General features: G+C 61.4%; 24 protein-coding genes. 21 read left to right on the top strand and 3 right to left on the bottom strand.

Annotated elements, in window-relative coordinates; translation table 11 throughout:
* Positions 1–156: 156 nt before the first annotated feature.
* Positions 157–3,492 (bottom strand): ribonuclease E, encoded by a 3,336-nt coding sequence (gene rne, locus BLU37_RS28020; RefSeq protein WP_172833069.1) that lies wholly within the window; start codon positions 3,490–3,492, stop codon positions 157–159.
* Between the two features lie 710 nt (positions 3,493–4,202).
* On the opposite strand from rne, the gene rluC reads away from it, so the two are divergent.
* From rluC to BLU37_RS28000, 3 genes are read left to right on the top strand one after another with little or no spacing between them, the layout of a single operon-like run.
* The gene (gene rluC, locus BLU37_RS28010; protein WP_090210704.1) at positions 4,203–5,159 is read left to right on the top strand and encodes a 23S rRNA pseudouridine(955/2504/2580) synthase RluC; all 957 of its coding nucleotides are present in this window, start codon (positions 4,203–4,205) and stop codon (positions 5,157–5,159) included.
* Positions 5,149–5,811, top strand: coding sequence for an HAD-IA family hydrolase (locus tag BLU37_RS28005; protein ID WP_090210702.1), 663 nt, complete (start codon positions 5,149–5,151; stop codon positions 5,809–5,811). Before rluC ends, BLU37_RS28005 begins: the two co-directional genes overlap by 11 nt.
* A gap of 20 nt (positions 5,812–5,831) precedes the next feature.
* Positions 5,832–6,818 (top strand): S49 family peptidase, encoded by a 987-nt coding sequence (locus BLU37_RS28000; RefSeq protein WP_090210700.1) that lies wholly within the window; start codon positions 5,832–5,834, stop codon positions 6,816–6,818.
* A 155-nt stretch (positions 6,819–6,973) separates the two neighbouring features.
* Here BLU37_RS28000 and BLU37_RS27995 read toward each other — a convergent pair whose 3' ends face one another.
* Entirely contained in the window at positions 6,974–7,552 is a 579-nt protein-coding gene (locus BLU37_RS27995; RefSeq protein WP_090210698.1) for a Maf family protein, read from the bottom strand.
* 105 nt (positions 7,553–7,657) lie between these two features.
* Here BLU37_RS27995 and BLU37_RS27990 point away from each other — a divergent pair, with 105 nt between their 5' ends.
* From BLU37_RS27990 to mltG, 9 genes are all read left to right on the top strand, one after another.
* Positions 7,658–8,185, top strand: coding sequence for a YceD family protein (locus BLU37_RS27990; RefSeq protein WP_010447175.1), 528 nt, complete (start codon positions 7,658–7,660; stop codon positions 8,183–8,185).
* Between the two features lie 13 nt (positions 8,186–8,198).
* Positions 8,199–8,381 (top strand): 50S ribosomal protein L32, encoded by a 183-nt coding sequence (gene rpmF, locus BLU37_RS27985; protein ID WP_010447173.1) that lies wholly within the window; start codon positions 8,199–8,201, stop codon positions 8,379–8,381.
* Positions 8,382–8,384: 3 nt separating this feature from the next.
* Positions 8,385–9,395 (top strand): phosphate acyltransferase PlsX, encoded by a 1,011-nt coding sequence (plsX, locus tag BLU37_RS27980; protein WP_090210696.1) that lies wholly within the window; start codon positions 8,385–8,387, stop codon positions 9,393–9,395.
* A 141-nt stretch (positions 9,396–9,536) separates the two neighbouring features.
* Positions 9,537–10,475: an ACP S-malonyltransferase gene (gene fabD, locus BLU37_RS27975; RefSeq protein WP_090210694.1), complete on the top strand. Its 939-nt coding sequence runs from the start codon at positions 9,537–9,539 to the stop codon at positions 10,473–10,475.
* A gap of 16 nt (positions 10,476–10,491) precedes the next feature.
* Positions 10,492–11,232 (top strand): 3-oxoacyl-ACP reductase FabG, encoded by a 741-nt coding sequence (fabG, locus tag BLU37_RS27970; protein ID WP_010447167.1) that lies wholly within the window; start codon positions 10,492–10,494, stop codon positions 11,230–11,232.
* Between the two features lie 196 nt (positions 11,233–11,428).
* Complete coding sequence (gene acpP / locus BLU37_RS27965) at positions 11,429–11,665, top strand: acyl carrier protein (RefSeq protein WP_010447165.1); 237 nt, start codon at positions 11,429–11,431, stop codon at positions 11,663–11,665.
* A 109-nt stretch (positions 11,666–11,774) separates the two neighbouring features.
* Positions 11,775–13,019, top strand: a complete 1,245-nt coding sequence (gene fabF, locus BLU37_RS27960; protein WP_090210692.1) for a beta-ketoacyl-ACP synthase II — start codon at positions 11,775–11,777, stop codon at positions 13,017–13,019.
* Positions 13,019–13,834: an aminodeoxychorismate lyase gene (gene pabC / locus BLU37_RS27955; protein ID WP_010447161.1), complete on the top strand. Its 816-nt coding sequence runs from the start codon at positions 13,019–13,021 to the stop codon at positions 13,832–13,834. Before fabF ends, pabC begins: the two co-directional genes overlap by 1 nt.
* Before the next feature lies 1 nt (position 13,835).
* Positions 13,836–15,023: an endolytic transglycosylase MltG gene (gene mltG / locus BLU37_RS27950; protein ID WP_090210690.1), complete on the top strand. Its 1,188-nt coding sequence runs from the start codon at positions 13,836–13,838 to the stop codon at positions 15,021–15,023.
* Positions 15,024–15,404: 381 nt separating this feature from the next.
* Here the strand turns inward: mltG and BLU37_RS27945 are convergent, their stop codons facing one another.
* On the bottom strand, positions 15,405–16,160 hold the full coding sequence (locus tag BLU37_RS27945; protein ID WP_090210688.1) for a deoxynucleotide monophosphate kinase family protein: 756 nt from the start codon (positions 16,158–16,160) through the stop codon (positions 15,405–15,407).
* Between the two features lie 211 nt (positions 16,161–16,371).
* Between BLU37_RS27945 and BLU37_RS27940 the strand changes: the two genes are divergently transcribed.
* The 9 genes from BLU37_RS27940 (at position 16,372) to BLU37_RS27900 (ending at position 24,155) form a co-directional block, all read left to right on the top strand.
* Complete coding sequence (locus tag BLU37_RS27940) at positions 16,372–17,358, top strand: DNA polymerase III subunit delta' (protein WP_090210686.1); 987 nt, start codon at positions 16,372–16,374, stop codon at positions 17,356–17,358.
* Between the two features lie 38 nt (positions 17,359–17,396).
* Positions 17,397–17,753, top strand: a complete 357-nt coding sequence (locus BLU37_RS27935) for a PilZ domain-containing protein (protein WP_010447157.1) — start codon at positions 17,397–17,399, stop codon at positions 17,751–17,753.
* Positions 17,754–17,767: 14 nt separating this feature from the next.
* On the top strand, positions 17,768–18,550 hold the full coding sequence (locus BLU37_RS27930; protein WP_010447156.1) for a TatD family hydrolase: 783 nt from the start codon (positions 17,768–17,770) through the stop codon (positions 18,548–18,550).
* A gap of 459 nt (positions 18,551–19,009) precedes the next feature.
* Positions 19,010–19,648 carry a TetR/AcrR family transcriptional regulator gene (locus tag BLU37_RS27925; protein ID WP_010447155.1) on the top strand — a complete coding sequence of 213 codons (639 nt, stop codon included), beginning with the start codon at positions 19,010–19,012 and terminating at the stop codon, positions 19,646–19,648.
* A gap of 104 nt (positions 19,649–19,752) precedes the next feature.
* The gene (locus tag BLU37_RS27920) at positions 19,753–20,721 is read left to right on the top strand and encodes a GTP 3',8-cyclase MoaA (protein ID WP_090210683.1); all 969 of its coding nucleotides are present in this window, start codon (positions 19,753–19,755) and stop codon (positions 20,719–20,721) included.
* 78 nt (positions 20,722–20,799) lie between these two features.
* Positions 20,800–21,405 carry a DUF4823 domain-containing protein gene (locus BLU37_RS27915; protein ID WP_010447153.1) on the top strand — a complete coding sequence of 202 codons (606 nt, stop codon included), beginning with the start codon at positions 20,800–20,802 and terminating at the stop codon, positions 21,403–21,405.
* 17 nt (positions 21,406–21,422) lie between these two features.
* Complete coding sequence (locus tag BLU37_RS27910) at positions 21,423–21,986, top strand: DUF1285 domain-containing protein (RefSeq protein WP_010447152.1); 564 nt, start codon at positions 21,423–21,425, stop codon at positions 21,984–21,986.
* Between the two features lie 296 nt (positions 21,987–22,282).
* Complete coding sequence (gene lpxO, locus BLU37_RS27905; RefSeq protein ID WP_090210681.1) at positions 22,283–23,182, top strand: lipid A hydroxylase LpxO; 900 nt, start codon at positions 22,283–22,285, stop codon at positions 23,180–23,182.
* Positions 23,183–23,426: 244 nt separating this feature from the next.
* Positions 23,427–24,155, top strand: a complete 729-nt coding sequence (locus BLU37_RS27900; protein WP_081354416.1) for a hypothetical protein — start codon at positions 23,427–23,429, stop codon at positions 24,153–24,155.
* The last annotated feature ends 10 nt before the right edge of the window (positions 24,156–24,165 follow it).

Here is a 24,165-nt window from a genome sequence, read left to right as displayed (position 1 = left end):
ATACAGGATGAGTCGTATACAAAACGGATGAACGACGCGTCCCTGTAGGAGCCGAGCTTGCTCGCAAAGGCGCCCGCCCACACACTACAAACCTTGAAGCATGAAAAAGCCCCGCCTGCATCACTGCAGGCGGGGCTTTTTCATGGGCCATTGAAATCAGGCGTGAGGCTTATGCTCTTCGTCTGCTTCTACGGCTTTTGGCGCGTGCTCGACCACTTCATCGGCGGATGGCGAGTGTTCCTCGGTCACCGCTTCGTTGTGAACGACAGGTGCCGCAGGGGCCTGTTCCGCTTCGACCACCACCGCAGCCGGTTCGGCGACAACGGCCGCTTCCTCGGCAGGAGCAGCGGCGGCGGTAGCCAGTTCGGCCGCCTTGCGCGCTTCTTCCTCACGCTTGCGACGACGCACTTCACGTGGATCGTTCGGTGCCCGACCATTGCTGCTCAGGACCACGGCAGGCTCTTCAACCACCGGGGCAGCTTCTTCAGCGACGACCGGAGTGGCTTCGACAACCGGAGCCGGCTCAGGCTCAGCGACGGCTGCAGGTTCTACTGCGGCCGGTTCAGCAGCCGCAGACTCGGCAACTGGCGCTTCGACAGCGGCCGGTTCGGCAGTCCACTGGAAGGTGGCCTGGATTTCCTGGGCAGGTTGCTCAGCCTTCTCGGCAACCGGTGCTTCAACTGCCGGAGCAGCTTCTACAACCGGTGCTTCAACGGCTGGCGTTTCCTGAGCCTGGGTTTCCACGACAGGAGCCTCGACAGCCGGCTCCGGAGCCACGAACACTGGCAATTCGGCAGCAGCGGTTTCAGCAGGGGCTTCAGCCACTGGCTCGGCTTGATGAGTCGGAGCCAGTTCCACTTCCGGTGCAGCGGTCGTTTCAACCGGGCCGGTCGCTTCCACGACAGGGGCTTCAGCTGTCGCCGTTTCCAGGGTGCTCGCAGTAGCGTGCTCGGCCTGCTGGTGGGCTTGGGCTTCGGCGCTGGCGCTGATCGCGCTGCTGGCAACGACGGCAGTCACGGCCAGGCCGGCAGCCAGGTCGGCGCTGCTGGCTTCGGCCTGATGGCCTTCGCCGGCTTCTTCCGAGCCTTCGATCACGTTACCGTTGGCATCGCGCTGACGCTCGCGACGGTTGCTACGACGACGCTGACCACGGGAGCGACGACGTGGACGCTCGCCGCCTTCGGCGTTGTCCTGGCCATCATCGAGCAGTTGCTCTTCACCCTGTTGCACTTCTTCTTCGTGGGTCGCTTCGGCCTGTTCGGCGCGTGGCTGACGTTCTTCACGAGGTGGACGTGGCTGGCGTTCTTCGCGTGGCGCGCGGGCTGGGCGTTCCTCGGCGACGGCAGCGGCAGCCGTGGCGGCTACGGCGCCAACTGCCGGGGTGGCGTCCAGTGGCTCGCGCAGCTCGCGGACACGCTCTTCGCGCTCGCCGCGTGGCTTGCGATCTTCACGTGGAGCACGCGGTGCGCGTTCTTCGCGTGGAGGGCGTGGGGCACGCTCTTCACGGGCAACAGGCGCATCGTCACGGGTTTCGCGTGGTTCGCGCGGTGCACGTTCCTCACGTGGCGCACGTTCTTCGCGAGGCTCGCGCGGTGCGCGCTCTTCACGAGGTGCACGTTCTTCACGTGGCTTGCGCTCTTCGTCGCGACGACCATTGCGGTTGCGGCTCTGCTGGCGACCGTTACGGCGTTCTTCGTTGCGAGCCGGACGCTCGGCGGCCGGTTTCTCGACCACGACCGGTGCGACCGGTTCTTCCTTGCTGGCGAACAGGCTGACCAGCGACTTCACCAGGCCCTTGAACAGGCTTGGCTCGGCGACTGGAGCCGGAGCGGGTGCCGGTGCAGGGGCTGCGGCAACCGGAGCGGCCACTTCGGTCGGCACTGGCGCGTTGGCACGGGCCGGAGCGGTCTTGACGGCGGCTTCCTGGCGAACCAGGGTGCGAGTCGCTGCGGCTGGCTGAACTTCTTCCGATTCGGCGGCGGCCGCAGCGATCTCGTAGCTGGACTGGCTGCTGCTGGCTTCCGGGTTGTCGTCACGCAGACGTTGCACTTCGAAGTGCGGCGTCTCGAGGTGATCGTTCGGCAGGATCACGATGCGGGCACGGGTACGCAGTTCGATCTTGGTGATCGAGTTGCGTTTTTCGTTGAGCAGGAACGCGGCCACCGGGATCGGCACCTGGGCGCGGACTTCGGCGGTGCGGTCTTTCAGGGCTTCTTCTTCGATCAGGCGCAGGATCGCCAGGGACAGCGACTCGACGTCACGGATGATGCCGGTGCCACTGCAGCGTGGGCAGACGATGCCGCTGCTCTCGCCCAGGGACGGACGCAGGCGCTGACGGGACATTTCCAGCAGGCCGAAGCGCGAGATGCGACCGACCTGGACGCGGGCGCGGTCGGCTTCCAGGCATTCGCGGACTTTCTCTTCCACGGCGCGCTGGTTCTTGGCCGGGGTCATGTCGATGAAGTCGATCACGATCAGGCCGCCGATGTCGCGCAGGCGCAACTGGCGGGCGATTTCTTCAGCGGCTTCCAGGTTGGTCTGCAGCGCGGTCTCTTCGATGTCGCTGCCTTTGGTGGCGCGCGCCGAGTTGATGTCGATGGACACCAGGGCCTCGGTCGGGTCGATCACGATGGAACCGCCGGACGGCAGCTCGACGACGCGCTGGAAGGCGGTCTCGATCTGGCTTTCGATCTGGAAACGGTTGAACAGCGGTACGCTGTCTTCGTACAGCTTGATCTTGCTGGCGTACTGCGGCATGACCTGGCGAATGAAGGTCAGGGCTTCGTCCTGGGCTTCGACGCTGTCGATCAGTACTTCGCCGATGTCCTGGCGCAGGTAGTCGCGGATCGCGCGGATGATCACGTTGCTTTCCTGGTAGATCAGGAAAGGTGCGGAACGATCCAGGGACGCTTCCTTGATGGCGGTCCACAGCTGCAGCAGGTAGTCGAGGTCCCACTGCATTTCTTCGCTGCTGCGGCCCAGGCCGGCGGTGCGAACGATCAGACCCATGTCGGCAGGTGCGACCAGGCCGTTCAGTGCTTCACGCAGTTCGTTTCGCTCTTCGCCTTCGATGCGACGGGAGATGCCGCCGGCACGCGGGTTGTTCGGCATCAGCACCAGGTAGCGACCGGCGAGGCTGATGAAGGTGGTCAGGGCAGCGCCCTTGTTGCCACGTTCTTCTTTCTCGACCTGGACGATGACTTCCTGGCCTTCGCTCAGGACTTCCTTGATGTTGACGCGGCCTTCCGGCGCTTTCTTGAAGTATTCGCGGGAGATTTCCTTGAGGGGCAGGAAACCATGGCGCTCGGAGCCGAAATCGACGAAAGCAGCCTCGAGGCTGGGTTCGATACGGGTGATGCGGCCTTTATAGATGTTGGCCTTTTTCTGTTCGCGCGCACCGGATTCGATGTCCAGGTCGTAGAGGCGTTGGCCGTCTACCAGCGCAACACGCAACTCTTCGGGTTGAGTTGCGTTAATCAGCATTCTTTTCATGTAGTACCGTCGGTTTCCGGGCTGCCGGAAACGGCGTTCGGCACACACGACTTCTCACGGTCGGTGTCAGGTGCGTCATGGAGTGGCGGGCCATTCCAGTGTCTGGCGAGATTTCGACCGAGTGGCGAAGTCGCGACCGACGCTTCCTGCTTGCTGTGGTGGCATAAGCCCCGCTTTAAGCAAAACTGAGTCAGGAGGAGGAATCAACCGCGGGTGTGGACGATATGAAGCGTCTTGAACAAGCCTAATGCTACACAGTCCGACGGTTGTGCATCTCCACCCTACACGTATCCCTGATAATTCGGGTGCTGCCGCGCGCAGAATCCGCAGCGGGTTGCATTTACCGTGAACGCCGAAAGGGGAGTTCACGCATCATGGCTAATCAGGCGTTGTTTCCGGCACTTTCGCTCGGGTTTGTCCTGCGACTGACTGCACTTTGTGAACTGTCCGTGAATATCGGCTCGGGAGACGAGTGGTTACTCAGCTTCCCGGCTCGCTTCAGGCCTCATGTCACCTGCGCTCGTTACAGTCACGAACCTGCCCAGTGTAGCGAAAGCCCCGTAGGACGGCCTCGCGTCCTGATGAATTGCGTGGGTCAGGGTCGGCTGTTTGCCGTTGTTCCGCTGCCCGGCCGCTTTTGGCGGCGTTCGCGACTATAGCAGCAATGATTAAGTGCTTCAATTCCATAAAAAATTGTTATCATCCGCGGCATGACGACGACTACCCCCCCGACCTCTGGCGTGCAACTGCTCGAGGTTGCGCCGGAATATGCCGGCCAACGCATTGACAATTTTCTGCTTGCCCGGCTCAAAGGCGTGCCCAAGACCCTGATTTATCGCATCTTGCGTAAAGGCGAAGTGCGCGTGAACAAGGGGCGGATCAAGCCCGAATACAAGCTGCAGGCCGGCGATATCGTTCGTGTGCCTCCTGTGCGTGTTCCCGAGCGCGACGAGCCGGTGCCCGTGGCCCAGGGGCTGTTGCAGCGCCTGGAAGACTCGATCGTGTTCGAGGACAAGGCGCTGATCGTGATCAACAAGCCGGCCGGCATTGCCGTGCACGGTGGCAGCGGCCTGAGCTTCGGCGTGATCGAAGCCTTTCGCCAAATGCGCCCGGACGCCAAGGAGCTGGAGCTGGTGCATCGCCTGGATCGCGACACTTCCGGGCTGCTGATGATCGCCAAGAAGCGCAGCATGTTGCGCCATCTGCATGAAGCGCTGCGCGGCGACGGTGTCGACAAGCGCTACATGGCGCTGGTGCGCGGTAATTGGGCCACCTCGATCAAACAGGTACGGGCACCGTTGCTCAAGAGCAACCTGCGTTCCGGCGAGCGTATGGTCGAAGTCAATGACGAAGGCAAGGACGCGTTGACCGTGTTCAAGGTGCTGCGCCGTTTCGGCGACTTCGCAACCATGGTCGAGGCCAAGCCGGTGACCGGTCGGACCCACCAGATTCGTGTGCATACCCTGCATGCTGGCCATTGCATCGCCGGCGACAGCAAGTATGGGGATGATGACTTTACCCGTGAAATCCGCGAGCTGGGCGGTAAGCGTCTGTTCCTGCATGCTTACATGCTGACGGTGCCGTTGCCCGATGGTGGCGAGCTGAAGTTGCAGGCACCGGTGGACGAAATGTGGGCCAAGACCGTGGAGCGCTTGAGTGCGGGTTGATTACAAACTGCTGATTTTCGATTGGGACGGCACCTTGGCCGACTCCATTGGTCGGATCGTCGAGGCGATGGGGGCGGCGGCCGAGCGGTCCGGCTTTCCCTTGCGCGACGAGCGTGCGGTCAAGGGGATTATCGGTCTGGGCTTGCCAGAGGCCATTCGTACCCTCTATCCAGAAATTTCCGATGAAGAGCTGGTGGTTTTTCGCCAGCACTACGCGGACAGTTATATCGCTCTGGAGGCGGTGCCTTCGCCGTTGTTTCCCGGGGTCATCGAGTCCATGGCGGCGTTTCGAGAGGCTGGCTACCACTTGGCGGTGGCAACCGGCAAGGCTCGCCGCGGGCTGGATCGGGTGTTGAAGGCCCATGGCTGGCTGGATTATTTCGATATCACCCGGGCCGCCGACGAGACCGCGAGCAAGCCGCATCCGCTGATGCTGGAGCAGATTCTCGCCCATTGCGGCGTGCCGGCCTCTCAGGCGTTGATGGTCGGCGATTCTGCCTTTGACCTGCAGATGGCCCGCAATGCCGGCATGGATAGCGTCGCGGTGGGTTACGGGGCCTTGTCTCTGGATGAGTTGCAGGTATTCGAGCCGCGTTTGGCGATCGACAGTTTTCCTGAGTTGCACACCTGGTTGAATCGCCAGGCCAATTGAATTTATTGGGGTGAGCGCGTATGGCTGATGAATGGAATGCACCATCCAAGGCGAATGCCGAGGGTGACGATAAAAGCTGGAAGCTGCTGGAGCGTACGCTGCAGGCCGGGATGATTGAACAGCGCCGGGCTCGGCGCTGGGGAATTTTTTTCAAGCTGCTGACCTTTACCTACCTGATTGGCGTGTTGGTGATGATTTCGCCCTTGATGAGCGTGGAGAAGAGCGCCGGTCGTGGCGCTCATTACACTGCGTTGATTGAGGTGCGCGGGGTGATCGCGGACAAGGAGTCGGCCAGTGCCGACAATATCATCGGCAGTCTGCGTACGGCCTTCGAAGACCCCAAGGTCAAGGGCATCATCCTGCGGATCAACAGCCCGGGCGGCAGTCCGGTACAGTCGGGCTACGTCTATGACGAGATCCGTCGTCTGCGCGGCCTGCACCCTGATACCAAGGTCTATGCGGTAATTTCCGACCTGGGGGCGTCAGGGGCGTACTACATCGCCAGTGCGGCGGACCAGATCTATGCCGACAAGGCCAGCCTGGTCGGTTCCATTGGCGTGACAGCGGCCGGCTACGGGTTTGTCGGTGCCATGGAAAAGCTCGGCGTCGAGCGTCGCGCCTATTCTTCGGGTGAGCACAAATCGTTCCTCGATCCGTTCCAGCCGGAGAAGGCTGATGAAACGCGCTTCTGGCAGGGTGTGCTGGATACCACCCACAACCAGTTCATCGCCAGCGTCAAGAAAGGGCGCGGCGATCGTCTGAAGGACAAGGAGCACCCCGAATTGTTCTCCGGGCTGGTCTGGTCCGGCGAGCAGGCGTTGCCGCTGGGGCTGATCGACGGCCTGGGCAGTGCCAGTTCGGTGGCGCGGGATGTGATCGGCGAGAAGAAGCTGGTGGACTTCACTGTCGAGGAGTCGCCGTTCGATCGTTTCTCGAAAAAGCTGGGGGCCAGCATGGCTGAGCAACTGGCCATGTGGATGGGCTTCCAGGGGCCGACCCTGCGCTAGATCACCCACTCAACTGTAGGTGTCGGGCTTGCCCGCGAACCGCCAGGGGCGGCCATTCGCTGGAATATTTGTGGCAAGCCGGGATATGGGCGCGCCAGCAGGTACGCCTTCGCGGGCTAGCCCGGCTCCTGCAGTTGGGCGCCGGATGGTTGGGCTCAGGGAATCTCGACGCCTTCGGCCAGCAGCATGTCCACCAGGCGAATCAGCGGCAGGCCGATCAGGCTGGTGGCGTCCGGGCCTTCTGTGCTCTGGAACAGGCTCACACCCAGTCCCTCGGCCTTGAAACTGCCGGCGCAGTCATAGGGCTGCTCGGCGCGCAGGTAGCGTTCAATGCGCGCTGAATCAAGCGGACGCATGTGCACGGTAAAGGCCACGCAATCCACCTGGCAGCGCCCGCTCTGGCTGTTCAGCAGCGCCAGCCCGGTCAGGAAGCTCACGCTGGCACCGCTGGCGGCCAGCAGTTGCTCGCGGGCTTTTTCGAAGCTGTGGGGCTTGCCGAGGATGCGCCCGTCGAGCACGGCGACCTGGTCCGAGCCGATGATCAGATGCTGCGGATGGCTGGCGGACAAGGCTCGGGCCTTCTCTTCGGCCAGGCGCCGCACCAGGGCTTCGGCAGGCTCCCCGGGGCGGTGACTTTCGTCGATATCGGGCGAGCTGCAGGTGAAGGGCAGGCGCAGGCGATCGAGCAGTTCCCGGCGGTAGACGGAGCTTGAGGCGAGTAACAACGGCAACATGCGCTTCTCCTGAAGGTGGTCGACGATTCTATCCAGAGGCGAAGCCGACGGACAGGGCTGAATTTCCTTTGACATGGGCGGGGGCATCCCTATAATGCTGCGCCTATGTTGAATGACCCGATTCCACCTCACGTTGACCCGCGCAAATTGGCTGATCGTGGCACCACCCTTCAGGGTGAACTGCTGCTGGCCGATTTGGAGAGACTCTGCGACCCGCTTTCCGACACCGTCGGTACGGTGCAGGCTAAATTAGTTTTTGAACGAGATGAACGTAAGTCTGTGGTTATCCACAGCTTTATCGACACCGAAGTCAAGATGGTTTGCCAGCGTTGTCTTGAGCTGGTCACCCTGCCGATTCACAGCGAATGCAGTTATGCTGTGGTGAAGGAGGGTGCGAATACCCAGTCGTTACCGAAAGGTTATGACGTGCTGGAACTGGGCGAAGATCCTTTGGATCTGCAGGCATTGATCGAGGAAGAGCTTCTGCTCGCCTTGCCCATTGTGCCTGCTCATCATCCGGAAGAATGCCAGCAGCCGGCGGGGCTCGATGAGCCCGAACCAGCCGAGGACGAGGTAACGCGGTCCAACCCGTTCAGTGTATTGGCGCAGTTAAAGCGTGACCCAAACGTTTAGGAGTTAATCAATTATGGCTGTTCAGCAGAACAAAAAATCCCGCTCTGCCCGTGACATGCGTCGTTCGCACGATGCCCTCGAGGCCAGCGCTCTGTCCGTGGAAAAAACTACCGGTGAAGTTCACCTGCGTCACCACGTTTCGCCAGAAGGCGTATACCGTGGCCGTAAAGTGATCGACAAGGGCGCTGACGAGTAAATCTTGTCCGCTCAGATCATCGCGATCGACGCAATGGGCGGGGACTTCGGTCCCCGCAACATTGTTCAGGCCAGTGTTGCCTGTCTTGGCGCTACCCCCTCGCTGCAACTGACCCTCGTCGGTCAACCCTCCCTTCTTGAAGAACTGATTGCTGGTTATCCGGCGGTTGATCGTGCGCGCCTGACGGTTTTTCCGGCGAGCGAGGTCATCACCATGGATGAGCGCCCGTCCCAGGCTTTGCGCGGCAAGCCGGACTCGTCGATGCGGGTGGCCTTGCAGTTGCTGCGCGACGATCGTGTCCAGGCGGTGGTCAGCGCCGGTAATACCGGAGCGCTGATGGCGCTGTCGCGGCATGTGCTCAAGACCTTGCCCGGTATCGACCGGCCGGCGATGGTCGCGGCGATCCCGACCCAGCGTGGCTACTGTCAGTTGCTTGACCTGGGGGCGAATGTCGATTGCAGCGCCGAACACCTGTTCCAGTTCGCCGTGATGGGGTCGGTGGCGGCCGAAGCGTTGGGTGTGGTGCGGCCGCGAGTGGCCCTGTTGAACGTCGGTACCGAGGACATCAAGGGCAATCAGCAGGTCAAGCTGGCGGCCGGCCTGTTGCAGCAGGCGCGTGGCTTGAACTACATCGGATTCATCGAGGGGGATGGCCTGTATCGTGGCGAAGCCGACGTTGTAGTCTGCGACGGTTTTGTCGGCAATATCCTGCTCAAATCCAGTGAAGGGTTGGCGACCATGATCGCCGAACGGGTCGAGACGCTGTTCCGGCGCAACCTCGCTTCGCGGCTGGTGGGGGCTCTGGCCCTGCCGTTTCTGGGGCGTCTGCGGGCCGATCTGGCCCCAGCGCGACACAATGGCGCCAGTTTTCTCGGCTTGCAGGGTATCGTGGTCAAAAGCCATGGCTCGGCCGGTGTCCAGGGCTTGCAGAGCGCTATTCAGCGGGCGTTGATCGAGATTCAGGAAAACCTTCCCGAGCGCCTGCATGGGCGTCTGGGGGAGCTCTTACCGTAGGCGTTTTGCTCGGCAGGCGCTTACAATGTGACCGCCCGGTTCAATGGGCCATCCAACTGACAGTTTATTTACGTTTTGCCGGTTACGTTCCCGTTGCGGAGCGTCAACTCTCCGACGATAAGATCATTAGGGGCTTGTTTCATGTCTACCTCCCTCGCATTCGTCTTTCCAGGGCAGGGCTCGCAGTCCCTCGGCATGCTCGCCGAGCTGGGCGCGCAGTACCCGCTGATCCTGGAAACCTTCGCCGAGGCCTCTCAGGCCCTGGGTTATGACCTCTGGGCACTGACCCAGCAGGGCCCGGAAGAACAGCTCAACCAGACCGACAAGACCCAGCCGGCGATCCTCACCGCCTCGGTCGCCCTGTGGCGCCTGTGGCTGGCCGAAGGCGGTCAGCGTCCGGCCTATGTTGCCGGCCACAGCCTGGGTGAATACAGCGCACTGGTTGCCGCTGGCAGCCTGAGCCTGGCCGATGCCGTTCGTCTGGTCGAACGGCGTGGCCAACTGATGCAAGAAGCCGTACCGGCCGGTCAGGGTGCCATGGCGGCGATCCTCGGTCTGGACGATGCCGTTGTCGTGGCGGTCTGTGCCGACGCCGCCCAGGGCGAAGTGGTCAGCGCGGTCAACTTCAACTCGCCTGGCCAGGTGGTGATCGCCGGCGCCAAGGCCGCTGTCGAGCGTGCCATGGAAGCCTGCAAGGCCAAGGGCGCCAAGCGTGCCCTGCCGCTGCCGGTCAGCGTGCCGTCGCACTGCGAGCTCATGCGCCCGGCTGCCGAGCGTTTCGCCGAGTCCGTTGCCGCCATCGACTGGCAGGCTCCGCAGATTCCACTGGTGCAGAACGTCAGCGCCGGCGTTGCCGCCGACCTCGACAGCCTCAAGCGCGACCTGCTGGAGCAGCTCTACAAGCCGGTTCGCTGGGTCGAGTGCGTGCAGTACCTGGCGGCCCAGGGCGCGACCGAACTGGTCGAGTGCGGTCCTGGCAAGGTTCTGGCCGGTCTGAACAAGCGTTGCGCCGATGGCGTCAACACCTCCAACCTGAATACCCCGGATGCCTTCGCCGCCACGTGCGCGGCGCAGGCCTGAATTAGGAGAAGCCTGCATGAGTCTGCAAGGTAAAGTTGCACTGGTCACCGGCGCCAGCCGTGGTATCGGCCAAGCCATCGCCCTCGAGTTGGGCCGTCTGGGTGCCGTGGTGATCGGTACCGCGACGTCCGCCTCGGGTGCCGAGCGCATTGCCGCTACCCTCAAGGAGCACGGTATCCAGGGCACTGGCCTGGAACTCAACGTCACCAGCGACGAGTCGGTCGCTGCCGTACTGGCGAGCATCACCGAGCAGTTCGGTGCGCCAGCGGTGCTGGTCAACAACGCTGGTATCACCCGTGACAACCTGATGATGCGCATGAAGGATGATGAGTGGTACGACGTGGTCGACACCAACCTCAACAGCCTGTATCGCCTCTCCAAAGGTGTTCTGCGTGGTATGACCAAGGCGCGTTGGGGCCGAATTATCAATATCGGCTCGGTGGTGGGTGCCATGGGCAACGCAGGCCAAGTAAACTATGCGGCAGCCAAGGCAGGCCTCGAAGGTTTCAGTCGCGCACTCGCGCGTGAGGTCGGCTCGCGGTCGATTACGGTAAACTCGGTAGCGCCAGGCTTCATCGACACCGATATGACCCGCGAACTGCCGGAAGCACAGCGCGAAGCCCTGTTGACACAGATTCCGCTGGGCCGTCTGGGTCAGGCTCAGGAGATCGCGCAAGTGGTCGCTTTCCTGGCTTCGGAAGGTGCGGCATACGTGACCGGAGCTACAATTCCGGTGAACGGCGGGATGTACATGTAATTCAAATGTGACGGATTGCTTCAAAAAAATGTCATACGAGCTGTCTAAAATCCGTTATAAAGCTGCAACTTATTGACGGGCAGAGGGACAAGGCGGGTGAAGGCGTAAGCTTTCGGTTGAAAAGCTGAAAAGCCTTTCTATACACTTACCCACCGGCCAGCTGCCTGAATTTTTCCATTAGGAGTGAAAACAAGGTATGAGCACCATCGAAGAACGCGTCAAGAAAATCGTCGCCGAGCAACTGGGTGTCAAGGAAGAAGAAGTGACTAACCCTGCTTCCTTCGTTGAAGACCTGGGTGCCGACTCCCTTGACACCGTTGAGCTGGTGATGGCTCTGGAAGAGGAATTCGAGACCGAAATCCCTGACGAAGAAGCTGAAAAAATCACCACCGTACAAGCTGCTATCGATTACATCAACGCCCACCAGGCGTAATAGTTTGTAATCGTTGCCTGCTGTCATGGAAAAACCGCACTGCCATCGTGGCGTGCGGTTTTTTCTTTAGGTGTGAGGCAAACTGCTCAACAGGATAAAGGAGAGTGCTGTGTCGCGTAGACGCGTCGTAGTCACCGGTATGGGGATGTTGTCGCCATTGGGTACGGATGTTTCGAGTACCTGGCAGGGCATTCTGGCTGGCCGCAGTGGCATTGGTCTGATCGAACACACAGACCTTTCTGCCTATACCACCCGTTTTGGTGGCTCGGTAAAAGGCTTCAATGTCGAAGAATACTTGTCGGCCAAAGAAGCCCGCAAACTCGACCTGTTCATTCAATACGGCCTGGCAGCCGGTTTTCAGGCGATCCGCGATGCGGGCCTGGAAGTCACCGATGCCAACCGCGAGCGTATCGGTGTGGCCATGGGCTCGGGTATTGGTGGTTTGACCAATATCGAGGAAACCAGCCGTACCCTGCATGATTCCGGGCCTCGGCGTATTTCGCCGTTCTTCGTGCCTGGCTCGATCATCAACATGATTTCCGGTTTCCTGTCCATCCATCTGGGGGCACAGGGGCCGAACTACGCCATCTCCACCGCCTGCACCACCGGTACCCACTGTATCGGCATGGCCGCACGCAACATCGCCTACGGCGAAGCTGACGTGATGATCGCCGGCGGTGCCGAAATGGCCGCTTGTGGCCTGGGCATGGGCGGCTTTGGCGCCTCGCGTGCGCTCTCGACCCGTAACGACGAGCCGGCCCGTGCCAGCCGTCCGTGGGACAAGGGCCGCGACGGTTTCGTGCTGTCCGACGGTGCCGGTGCTCTGGTGCTCGAAGAACTGGAGCACGCCAAGGCGCGTGGGGCCACCATCTACGCCGAACTGATCGGTTTTGGCATGAGCGGTGATGCGTACCACATGACCTCGCCACCCGCCGACGGCGCCGGCGCGGCACGTTGCATCGCCAACGCCCTGCGTGATGCCGGGATTACTCCCGACCAGGTGCAGTACATCAACGCCCACGGCACTTCGACCCCGGCCGGCGACATCGCCGAAGTCGCAGCGATCAAGACCGTGTTTGGCGAGCACGCGCACAAGCTGGCGGTCAGTTCCACCAAATCGATGACCGGTCACCTGCTGGGAGCCGCTGGTGCCATCGAGGCGATCTTCAGCGTGCTGGCGATCAACGACCAGGTGGCTCCGCCGACCATCAACCTCGACGAGCCGGATGAAGGCTGCGACCTCGACTTCGTGCCGCACGAAGCGCGACGCATGCCGATCGACGTGGTGCTGTCCAACTCCTTCGGGTTTGGTGGCACCAACGGTTCGCTGGTGTTCCGTCGGTTCGCCGAGTGATGCAGAGCTGGGTCGACGGTCAGCCGGCTGATTCACTGCCGCTCAAGGACCGTGGCCTGGCGTATGGCGATGGCCTGTTCGAGACCCTCGCCGTCAAGGGCGGTCGGCCGGTGCTGCTGGAGCGACATCTGCAGCGCCTGGCCGAAGGCTGTCGGCGCCTGGGGATGAACGCCAATCAGGCGTTGATCCGCAGCGAAATGCTGGTCTACAGTGCCGCCATGGGCGAGGGCGTGCTCAAGCTGATCCTCACTCGTGGTGACAGTCTGCGCGGTTATGCGGCGGCGGCGGATGCGCAGCTGCGGCGCATCCTGCAAGGCAGTCCATTGCCGAGTTATCCACCGGCGCTGCAGAACCTGGGTATCCGTCTCTTTCCCTGCACCACCCGTTTGTCGGAGCAGCCGTTGCTGGCCGGTCTCAAGCATCTCAACCGTTTGGAGCAGGTGCTGGCCCGTAGCGAATGGCAGGATGCCGAGCATGCCGAAGGGCTGATGCTCGACGGTGCCGGGCGGGTGATCGAAGGCGTATTCAGTAACCTGTTCCTGGTCAGTGAGGGCGTATTGCGTACCGCTGATCTGAGCCGTTGCGGCGTAGCGGGGGTCATGCGCGCCGAACTACTGGATCAGGCCCGGGCTCTGGGCATCCCTGTGGATATTTCAGACATCAGCCTGGAGCAACTTCGGCAGGCGGATGAGGTCTTTCTTTGTAATAGTGTTTACGGTGTCTGGCCGGTTCGTGCCTTGGCCGATCTGAGCTGGTCGGTGGGTCCGCTCACCCGTAAACTGCAAGGCATTGCCCGCGCATTATTGGAAGTTTGAATTGAGACGTAAATTCTTCTTGCTGCTGCAGACAGCTCTGGTGCTGGCGGGATTGTTGCTGGGCGTATCGGCCTGGAAGATCCATTCGGCGCTGGAGCAGTCCCTCAACCTGACGCAGGAGCAACTGCTCGATGTGCCGACTGGCGCCACGCCGACCGGCACCTTCAACCGCATGGAGGCCGATGGCACGCTGCGGGATGCGTTCTGGTTGCGTCTGTACTGGCGTTTCAACCTGGCTGGGGTGCAACTGCACAGTGGCGAGTACCGCCTTACGCCGGGGATGAATGTCCGCACCTTGCTCGGGCTCTGGCAGCGTGGCGAAGTGGTGCAGTACAGCCTGACCCTGGTCGAAGGCTGGAACTTCCGCCAGGTGCGCGCTGCGCTGGCCAAGAACGAAAAGCTCCAGCAGACCCTGACCGGGCTCAGCGACAGCGAAGTCATGACCAGGCTCGGCCATAAGGATGTGTTTCCGGAAGGGCGTTTCTTCCCGGATACCTATCGTTTCGTGCGTGGGATGACCGATGCCGAGTTGCTGGAAAAGGCCTACGACCGCTTGCAGAACGTCCTGGCCCAGGAATGGGAAAAGCGTTCGGCCGATGCGCCGTATACCGATCCTTACCAGGCGCTGATCATGGCGTCGCTGGTGGAGAAGGAAACCGGTGTGCCGCAGGAGCGCGGGCAGATTGCCGGTGTCTTCGTCCGGCGGATGCAGCTTGGCATGCTGCTGCAGACCGACCCGACGGTGATCTACGGTTTGGGCGAGCGTTATACCGGCAAGCTGACACGCGCTCATCTGCGCGAGGCCAATCCCTACAACACCTACCTCAACGCCGGTCTGCCGCCGACTCCGATTGCCATGGTCGGTCGTGAGGCGATCCATGCGGCGTTGAATCCGGTGGAGGGCAAGAGTCTGTACTTCGTCGCCCGTGGCGATGGCAGCCACGTCTTCTCCGACGATCTGGATGCGCATAACAATGCGGTGCGCGAGTTCCAGCTCAAGCGTCGGGCGGATTACCGTTCCAGTCCGGCACCGACTCAGGCTCCTGCGGCCACGACGAATCCTGCGCCGGACGCTGAAGTGAAGCACGCTCCGCCAGCCCAGGATGCCGGCGAGCCCGCGGCGGCACCGGCCACTGCACCGACAGAAGTGCCGTCAACCACTGAGCCTGAGCCGAAAGAGGCGCAGTGATTCTGGTTGTCAGCTGGTCTGGGCCGAGTTTGCTCGGCCCGCTCCGAAAAGTCTGATCTGAAAACCGACATTTCCTTCTGAGTCCAGGCAGCTTCCTATGGAGGCTGCCTGTTTCGTGCTGGATCATCGACTGTGTTTGTGGCTTGTCACCTGCAGAGGCTCACTGCGGTGAACTGGATGAACTGAAAAAGTAGGTGAGCGCCATGTCAGTAAAGAAACCTTTCTCGACCTTGCGTGAGAAAATGTCTCCAGAGGCCAAAGCTCTTAGCGCCGCCAGAGCAGAGCAACTGCGAGACGGGATGTTCCGCGTGGATGCAGTGCGAGAGTGGGTATCCCAAGGGCTGCATGGCCGGATTGGCGGTGATTAGGCTGTGGGATCTTTCAGTGGGCCTGCTGGGTGGTTTGGTGATGTTGCCACGCCTGCATCACCACCGCTTGCAACTGCTCCAGGCTGCCGTCGTTGACGATCAGCACGTCCCCGGGCTGGCGTGCCACGCCCAGTTCCGAAGAGTGGGCATTGACCTGTTGCAGGTTGGGGCGGGTGATGTGCCAGATGACGCCATGATGCTCGCGCAGGTACTGCGCTTCGTTTTCGAAGCGGATGTCCTTGATGATGATCGTCGAAGCGCTGGCCGGCAGCGGCGGACGGCGCTTGAGTGGGGCCAGCGGCAGTTGGGCGCGTTTGGCGGCGTAATCGGGGTCGAAGGCCAGGGCATGTCGTTCGATCAGGGCGACGGCATTCTGCGGGGAAATGTTCCAGCTCGGATCGATCTGCGAGTAATGCCCAGCGTCCCAGATCTGCGCGTTCGAGAAGTCGAAGAAGGCTTGGGCCGCCAGGCGCAGGGGCGCGTCGGCGGCAGACAGGTTGGCCGTGCCCGACCAGGCGCTGTCGTCGCGCGGCGGATTGATCTCGCGATCCGCCCGCTGCAACCAGTGGTCTGGGTTATGATTGCGCATCCACTCCGTGCCGACTTGCTGGAAGAACTCGCGCGGGGAACGGTTCCACCGATCAATCTTCTGTTCTTTTAATGTATCGTCCCAGGTTTGTTCATCGCTCAGGCCGAAGAGGGCCTGGCAGCCGACCTTGAGTGGGTCGGCCAGGGCAAAGGCGGCAATCTCCGCTTGGGTGAGCAGCATTGACGCTACCGTGTCTTTGCCGGATCTGGCGAGTGCGGCGAGCCCGATGATGGTTCTCAAACTGTTGCTCCTGGAGCCTTGCCAGGGTAGCCGGCGCAGACGGCCTCCCTGTTTACCTGTTGTCGAAAGGATACCCATACTGCTGTGTTTAGATTTTTTATCAAGATAAAACAACCGGCTGGCGCGCCGCAGCGCGTGATGGGGTTGCAGCATGGCTGAAGCCTATCCCTGGCAGAATACCCTCTGGCAGCAACTGGCCGGGCGTACCCAGCATGCCCATGCCTACCTGCTGCATGGCCCGGCGGGGATCGGCAAGCGCGCGTTGGCCGAGCGGCTGATGGCGTTGCTGCTGTGCAAGAGCCCGGCGGGCCTGGAGGCTTGCGGGCAGTGCAAGTCGTGCCTGTTGCTGGCAGCCGGCAGCCACCCGGACAACTACATCCTGGAACCCGAGGAAGCGGACAAGGCGATCAAGGTCGACCAGGTCCGTGACCTGGTCGGTTTCGTCGCCCAGACCGCGCAACTGGGCGGGCGCAAGGTAGTGCTGATCGAACCGGTGGAGTCGATGAACATCAACGCCGCCAACGCCTTGCTCAAGAGCCTTGAAGAACCCTCCGGCGACACCGTGCTGCTGCTGGTCAGCCATCAGTCCAGCCGCTTGTTGCCGACCGTGCGCAGCCGCTGCGTGCAGCAGGCCTGCCCGCTGCCGAGCGAGGCGATGAGTCTGCAGTGGCTGGCTACGGCCTTGCCCGATTGCAGCGAAGAGGAGCGGGTGGAGCTGCTGACCCTGGCGGCCGGCTCGCCACTGATGGCGGCCAACCTGCAGGCCCAGGGCGTGCGCGAGCAGCGGGCGCAGGTGGTCGATGGGGTGAAGAGGCTGCTCAAGCAGCAGCTGTCGGCGACGCAACTGGCCGAAGGCTGGAACGCCATCCCGCTGTTGCTGTTGTTCGACTGGTTCTGCGATTGGTCGAACCTGATCCTGCGCTATCAGCTGACCCAGGACGAGGAGGGTCTCGGCCTGCCGGACATGCGCAAGGTGGTGCAGTACCTGGCGCAGAAGGCGTCGCGGGAAAAGGTTCTGAATATCCAGGACTGGATCCTCGCCCAGCGCCAGAAGGTGCTGAGCAAGGCCAACCTCAACCGGGTGCTGCTGCTCGAAGCGCTGCTGGTACAGTGGGCCGCTTTGCCTAGCCAAAACTGATGCCCTAGAATCGGCTTATCTGCATTTCGGGAGTCTGCATGAACGAACCTATTGGTCCTGGCCCGCGCAACGGCATTCTGTCGCTGACCATCAAAGACAAGTCGGTGCTGTACGCGGCCTATATGCCCTTTATCAAGAATGGTGGCCTGTTCATCCCCACCAACAAGAGCTACAAGTTGGGCGACGAGGTGTTCATGCTGCTGAACCTGATGGATGAGCTGGAGAAGATTCCGGTCGCCGGCAAGGTCACCTGGATCACCCCAAAGGGGGCTCAGGGCAATCGCGCGGCGGGTATCGGCGTGCAGTTCAATGACGGCGACAATACTGCCCGCAGCAAGATCGAAACCCATCTGGCCGGCGCCCTGAAGTCCGACCGTCCCACTCATACGATGTAGTTGCCCTCTTTCCTATGCTTGTAGATTCCCATTGTCACCTCGACCGTCTGGACCTGACCGCGCACCAGGGTTCCCTGGATGCCGCCCTTGAGGCGGCGCGCCAGCGCGGTGTCGGCCATTTCCTGTGCATTGGCGTCAGCGCCGACAACGCCGCCGAGGTGAAGGCCCTGGCCGATCGTTATGCCGATGTCGACTGTTCGGTCGGCGTGCATCCGCTGGACGTCAAGCCCGATGCGACCCCGGCGCTCGACTGGCTGCTGCGCGAACTCGATCACCCGCGGGTGGTGGCGATCGGCGAAACCGGCCTGGACTACCACTATGAGCCCGAGGCGGCCGAGGTTCAGCAGGCCTCCTTTCGCCTGCATCTGGAGGCAGCGCAGAAGACCGGCAAACCGGTGATCGTCCATACTCGCGGTGCCCGTGCCGATACCCTGCAACTGTTGCGCGAGGCCCAGTTGCCCCAGGCGGGCGTGTTGCATTGCTTCACCGAAGACTGGGACATGGCCAAGGCTGCGCTGGACCTGGGTTTCTATATCTCGCTGTCGGGCATCGTCACCTTCCGCAATGCCGATGCCTTGCGCGACGTGGCCCGCCAGGTACCGGCCGATCGCCTGCTGGTGGAGACCGACTCGCCGTACCTGGCGCCGATTCCCTATCGTGGCAAGCCGAACCTGCCGCAATACGTGCGGGAAGTGGCAGAGTACCTGGCGATGTTGCGGGGTGTGCCTTATGAACAGTTTGCCGAGCAGACGACGGAAAACTTCAAACGGTTGTTTGTGCTGGCGCATGTCGGCTGAGCCGGGTGTGCCTGGGACCATTCGCGGGCAAGCCCGCTACCAAAGGGGCTGCAGGTAAATCGCAGGCAAAAAAAACCCGGGTTCTGGGGGGGGAATCCGGGTTAAGACCATTAGGAGTAAAACAAAGGCGCGCGGTCCCTTGGCACCCTTATCGACGCGACACTTGGGGGATATGCCCGCCGACAATTCAAGTATTGGTCACTATCGCGCTACGTCCAGTCAGGTCTGCTCATTTTTTAAACAGATTTGGAATACAGGCGCTTTCCTTGAGTTCTCACTCGTTCGCCCGGCGTCGGGGCCTTGTCGTAGAGCGACGCAGCGTGACCCTGACGAAGCCTTTTTGACCAGCGAGGGTTGATTCGTCGACAGTGAAAACGAAAAGCCGCTGATGATCCGTGCAATTTGGCGCGGCTCAGGCATAATAGTTTGCTTCGATTTTGCCCCTACAGACCTTTTCTTATGCACAAAGAACCCCGTAAGGTCCGTGAGTTTCGTCGCCGCGAGCAGGAAATTCTCGATACCGCGCTAAAGCTGTTCCTCGAACAGGGTGAAGACAGTGTCACCGTCGAGATGATCGCGGATGCCGTCGGTATCGGCAAAGGCACCATTTACAAGCATTTCAAGTCCAAGGCGGAGATCTACCTGCGCCTGATGCTCGACTATGAGCGCGACCTGAACGAGTTGCTGCACTCGGCCGATGTCGACAAGGACAAGGAAGCGCTGTCGCGCGCCTACTTCGAATTCCGCATGCGTGATCCGCAGCGCTACCGGCTGTTCGACCGCCTGGAAGAGAAAGTGGTCAAGGGGCACCAGGTGCCGGAGATGGTCGAGGAACTGCACAAGATCCGCGCCTCCAACTTCGAGCGCCTGACCCTGCTGATCAAGGGTCGCATCAGCGAAGGCAAGCTTGAGGATGTGCCGCCGTACTTTCATTATTGCGCCGCCTGGGCGCTGGTGCACGGTGCGGTTGCGCTGTACCACTCGCCGTTCTGGAGCAATGTGCTGGAGGACCAGGAAGGATTCTTCCAGTTCCTGATGGATATCGGCGTGCGCATGGGCAACAAGCGCAAGCGCGACACCGATCATTCGGTGGCCTGAGTTCTATACTTCTCACAGGTATTGGCTCCCAGGAAAGCACTTGCTAAAAGCTGATTTTAAAGTCAGTTTTTAGCGGATTCCCGAGCCCTCCGCCGGAGTTTCCCATGATCGTCGATCGTCAAGGCAGGCGTTTTCGCAATCTGCGCATCAGCCTGACTTCCGCCTGCAACTATGCCTGTACCTATTGCGTGCCCAACGGCAAGCGGCTGGTGGCGGCCCAGGACGAGCTGTCGGCCGAGGCCATGGCCCGTGGGGTGGCGTACCTGATCGAGGCGGCGGGCATCGAGCGGCTGCGCATCACCGGCGGCGAACCGTTGGTCAGCCCCAAGCTGGAGGCCTTCATGGGTGCGGTGGGCAAGCTCGGTCTGGATGACATCAGCCTGACCACCAATGGCCAGTTGCTGGCGCGCAAACTGCCGCTGCTGCTGGAGGCCGGGATTGGGCGCATCAACGTGTCCCTCGATACCCTCGACCCCGGGGCCTTTCGGGGGATCGCCCGTGGCGGTGACCTGGCCAGCGTGCTCGATGGCATGGAGCAGGCGCGGGCTGCGGGGCTGAAAATCAAGGTCAATATGGTGCCGCTGCGCGGGCAGAACCTGGATCAGGTGATGCCGCTGCTCGACTATTGTCTGGAGCGTGGCTACGAGCTGCGTTTCATCGAGCTGATGCGCATGGGGCACCTGGCCAGCGACAACAATGCCTTTCTCCAGCAGTTCGTCAGTCTCCAGCAACTCCTGGAGTTGATCGGCGAACGTTACGCCTATCTGCAGGCCAATGCGCCGGTCGATGCCACTGCGGTTCGCTACGAGATCCCCGGCCATGGCTATTTCGGGGTGATCGCCAACGAGAGCGTGCCGTTCTGCCGAACCTGCTCGCGCCTGCGGCTGTCTTCCACGGGGTGGCTGCATGGCTGCCTGTCGTCGAGCAACCGGCACTATGTCGGCGACTTGCTGGACAAGCCGCGCCACGAGGCCCTGCCGGCACTGCAGCGCCTGTTGGTCAAGGCGTTGGGCGACAAGCAGTCGGTGGCCTTCTCCGGTGGCGCCACGGTGATGAAAATCATCGGCGGTTGATCGGCTGACGATCTGGCGCGGAAGCTGCATCCTGCGGCTATTCGCCGGTTTTCCGTCACCGGCCTCTGGAGGATTAGGATGCGTAGCCTGGTTATGCTGCTGGCGCTGTTGGCGCTGGGCGGCTGCATGAAAGTCAGCGATCTGGAAGAAGGGGCGCGTTACCAGATGAGCGACGCAGGGTTGCTCGATCATAGCGACACGCGCCGGATTCACTCGTTCCGCATCCAGCCGGATTCCTTCATCTACATCGCCCAGGGCCCGTTCACTCCGCCCGGCAGCGCTTACCCTCGGCCCAACGTCGTGGCCGAAGAGGCGTTCAACGGCTTCATCGAATACTTCCCGATGGTCCGCCGCGCCCGTGCGCCGGTCGGCCTGGACCAGGCCATGGCCGAAGCGCGTTCCGCCGGTGCCCACTACCTGCTGTACACCCGTTTCGCCAAGGCCGACGACCGCATCGGCAACTACGATGAATGGGCCGACCAGGAAGCGGTCGACCGCCTGGGCCTCGACACCGGCGTGCTGCAGATCATGCTGATCGAAACCAGTACCCAGTACCTGATCGATACGGCACGGATCAAGAGCCGTGGCGGTTTACTGACGTTCCATGACAACAAACCGCAAGACCTGATTGCCAAGCCGCTGGCACAATACGCCCGTAGCCTGCTGGGCTTGAGCGACCAGTAAGTCATATCGGAGCGCACATGAGTGAATCAGGCAAGGCCAACGACCTGTTGGCGCAGATCCCCGGGACGGAAAAGGGACTGCCGCCTGTTCACCTGTGGAACCCGGATTTCTGCGGCGATATCGACATGCGCATCGCCCGCGATGGCACCTGGTACTACCTGGGCACGCCGATCGGGCGCAAGCCGATGGTCAAGCTGTTCTCGACCATTCTGCGCCGTGATGGCGACGATTATTTTCTGGTCACTCCGGTGGAAAAGGTCGGCATCCAGGTCGACGACGCACCGTTTGTCGCGGTGACCCTTGAAGTCGAAGGGCAGGGCGAGGCGCAGCAACTGCGTTTCACCACCCAGGTCGATGAGCAGGTCACGGCTGGCACGGAGCATCCGATCCGGGTGCTGATCGATCCCCAGAGCGAAGAGCCGGCGCCCTATGTCCATGTGCGCAGCAACCTTGAGGCGCTGATTCACCGCAATGTGTTCTACCAGTTGGTCGAACTGGCGGTGACGCGGCAGATCGAGGGCCAGTCCTGGCTAGGCGTGTGGAGCGGCGGCGAGTTTTTTCCCATTGGCCTTGAGCCCTGAGGCTTTGCGTTCATCCCCCGCGCGATAAATCCCTTGCAGCCACGGACCTGCTTCGGTGTGTGCAGGTGGGTACCAGGGCCTGCGTATCTGCCTGCTCAGCCTGGCAACAGCGAAAAAGCGTACAGCCGTTGATGCCTTTACCTGCGAGCTAAACAGGAAATACTGGAAACCAGCGCGGCTGCTGTTCTACCCTAACGCGTTGGCTTCCCTTTCCCGACACCTGGACTTCGGTTTCTGCCCCGAGCGACCAGTGTGCACAAAGGGCAGCGTTCCTCCCGACTTCTGTGACGACGCCTGTGAAACTCATCATCATTGCTGTTTATGTACTGTCCATCGCGTATGTCCACCTGCGCGGCCAAGTCCGGCACAAGCTGGGCCGCCAACTGAGCGACCACTCCAGCTTCCTGGCACCGATCAACTGCTTCCTCTACCTGTTCTCGAAAATCCCGAGCCGTCCTTACCTGCGGGTCAACGACTTCCCCGAGCTCAAGCCATTGCAGGACAATTGGCAGGAAATCCGCGAAGAAGCCCTGGCGCTGCTGCGGGCCGGCGAAATCAAGAAGTCCGAGCGCCCCGATGACGTGGGTTTCAACTCGTTCTTCAAGACCGGTTGGAAACGTTTCTACCTGAAGTGGTACGGCGATAACCACCCATCCGCCCTCGAGTTGTGCCCACGCACCACCGAACTGCTCAACAGCATCGGCACGGTCAAGGCCGCGATGTTCGCCGAATTGCCACCAGGCTCGCGCCTGGTGCGCCATCGCGACCCCTATGCCGGGTCCCTGCGTTATCACCTGGGGCTGTCCACGCCCAATGATCCGGGCTGCTACATCAATGTCGACGGCCAGAACTACCACTGGCGTGACGGCGAACCGGTGATGTTCGACGAGACCTTCATTCACTACGCCGAAAACACCACCGACAAGGACCGGGTGATCCTGTTCTGCGATGTCGAGCGGCCGCTGAAGTATCGTTGGGCTGCGGCCTTCAACCGCTGGTTCAGCCGCAACGTGATGGCGGCCGCGGCAGCGCCCAATGGCGACGGCGACAAGACCGGCGGGATCAACAAGGCCTTCACCAAGCTGTATGGCATCCGCCAGCGCGGCAAGGCCCTGAAGAAGACCAACCGCACGCGCTACTACCTGGAGAAGTGGGCGATTTTCGGTGGTTTGCTGGCGTTGTTCCTGCTGATCTGACTTCAGCCCCTCTCGCACGAATATCGGCCGGGTCCCTTGCAGGAGCCCGGCCGTTTTTTTAGGCGGCGTTTGAGGTCTGGCAGTCGACGAGCACGCGGTTTCGGTTTTGCTCAGTCAGAATTTTCGCTGCCTATTGGGGATCAATCGCATAGCCCGATCTGATCGTGGCGCCTCGATCCGGGCCGCCAGCTCCGTATGCTCAAGCCACGGAGCCGATCAGGAGCATTCAGTCATCGTGGAAAAAATGAGCAGGCGCATCAAGGCCCTCGCCCAGAACGTGGCGACCCATCCGGCCTTGAACAACGATTTTTATGAACGCTGGATCGGTGGTGCGCTGGATGTGCGCGATCTGGAGATTTTCGCCCGCAACTACTGGTCGAGAACGGTCAATACCTCAACCATGGTAGCCCGATCACTGATCCATGCCAGCCATTTGAGTGCCAAGGTCGAAATCGCCAGGCACCTGTTCTACGAGTTTGGCCAGGGGCATTTGGCGAAGGCCCACATCGTGCTGTTGCAGAACTACCTGCTGGACCTGTTGAGCCGAGCTACGGGGCGAGCCTATTCGATGGTCGATCTGGAACATGTTCCGGTGCTCGCCACCACCCGATATTTCATCAAGGAGCAACAGGATCTCTATCAGCAAGAGGGGCAGCCTGGCGGTTCGCTGCGGGTATTGGGCGCGCTATTGGCCCAGCAGTGGCTGGCCTTCTCGATGTTGACCCGTCTTTACGAGGGCGCGCGCAACTACAAATTTCTCTATGCCAGTGACGATGATTTTCACCAGCATTGCGAGTACTTCTACGTGCACATCGCCGATGCGGAAAAGGACCACAAGGAACAGGCCATCCGCGCCGCCAGTGCCGAGTGCAAGACATTAGAGGATTTCGAGTACCTGTCGACCGCGTTCAGCAATTTCCTGCATGTCACCGAACTGTACTGGCGCGGCATTTCCAGAGCCATGAAAGGCTAATGGGCTGATC

Origin of the sequence: Pseudomonas asplenii (genome assembly GCF_900105475.1) — a bacterium.
GTDB lineage: Bacteria > Pseudomonadota > Gammaproteobacteria > Pseudomonadales > Pseudomonadaceae > Aquipseudomonas > Aquipseudomonas asplenii.
This window is presented reverse-complemented; position numbering and strand designations above follow the sequence as displayed.

Coding starts and splice junctions, on each gene's coding strand:
- BLU37_RS28000 (WP_090210700.1), top strand. CDS start 5,832: ATGGCTGATGAATGGAATGCACCATCCAAGGCGAATGCCGAGGGTGAC.
- BLU37_RS27925 (WP_010447155.1), top strand. CDS start 19,010: ATGCACAAAGAACCCCGTAAGGTCCGTGAGTTTCGTCGCCGCGAGCAG.
- BLU37_RS27935 (WP_010447157.1), top strand. CDS start 17,397: ATGAACGAACCTATTGGTCCTGGCCCGCGCAACGGCATTCTGTCGCTG.
- rpmF (WP_010447173.1), top strand. CDS start 8,199: ATGGCTGTTCAGCAGAACAAAAAATCCCGCTCTGCCCGTGACATGCGT.
- rne (WP_172833069.1), bottom strand. CDS start 3,492: ATGAAAAGAATGCTGATTAACGCAACTCAACCCGAAGAGTTGCGTGTT.
- BLU37_RS27990 (WP_010447175.1), top strand. CDS start 7,658: ATGTTGAATGACCCGATTCCACCTCACGTTGACCCGCGCAAATTGGCT.
- BLU37_RS27910 (WP_010447152.1), top strand. CDS start 21,423: ATGAGTGAATCAGGCAAGGCCAACGACCTGTTGGCGCAGATCCCCGGG.
- BLU37_RS27915 (WP_010447153.1), top strand. CDS start 20,800: ATGCGTAGCCTGGTTATGCTGCTGGCGCTGTTGGCGCTGGGCGGCTGC.
- BLU37_RS27900 (WP_081354416.1), top strand. CDS start 23,427: ATGAGCAGGCGCATCAAGGCCCTCGCCCAGAACGTGGCGACCCATCCG.
- BLU37_RS27940 (WP_090210686.1), top strand. CDS start 16,372: ATGGCTGAAGCCTATCCCTGGCAGAATACCCTCTGGCAGCAACTGGCC.
- BLU37_RS27930 (WP_010447156.1), top strand. CDS start 17,768: ATGCTTGTAGATTCCCATTGTCACCTCGACCGTCTGGACCTGACCGCG.
- pabC (WP_010447161.1), top strand. CDS start 13,019: ATGCAGAGCTGGGTCGACGGTCAGCCGGCTGATTCACTGCCGCTCAAG.
- BLU37_RS27920 (WP_090210683.1), top strand. CDS start 19,753: ATGATCGTCGATCGTCAAGGCAGGCGTTTTCGCAATCTGCGCATCAGC.
- BLU37_RS27995 (WP_090210698.1), bottom strand. CDS start 7,552: ATGTTGCCGTTGTTACTCGCCTCAAGCTCCGTCTACCGCCGGGAACTG.
- rluC (WP_090210704.1), top strand. CDS start 4,203: ATGACGACGACTACCCCCCCGACCTCTGGCGTGCAACTGCTCGAGGTT.
- BLU37_RS27945 (WP_090210688.1), bottom strand. CDS start 16,160: ATGCTGCTCACCCAAGCGGAGATTGCCGCCTTTGCCCTGGCCGACCCA.
- acpP (WP_010447165.1), top strand. CDS start 11,429: ATGAGCACCATCGAAGAACGCGTCAAGAAAATCGTCGCCGAGCAACTG.
- fabD (WP_090210694.1), top strand. CDS start 9,537: ATGTCTACCTCCCTCGCATTCGTCTTTCCAGGGCAGGGCTCGCAGTCC.
- fabG (WP_010447167.1), top strand. CDS start 10,492: ATGAGTCTGCAAGGTAAAGTTGCACTGGTCACCGGCGCCAGCCGTGGT.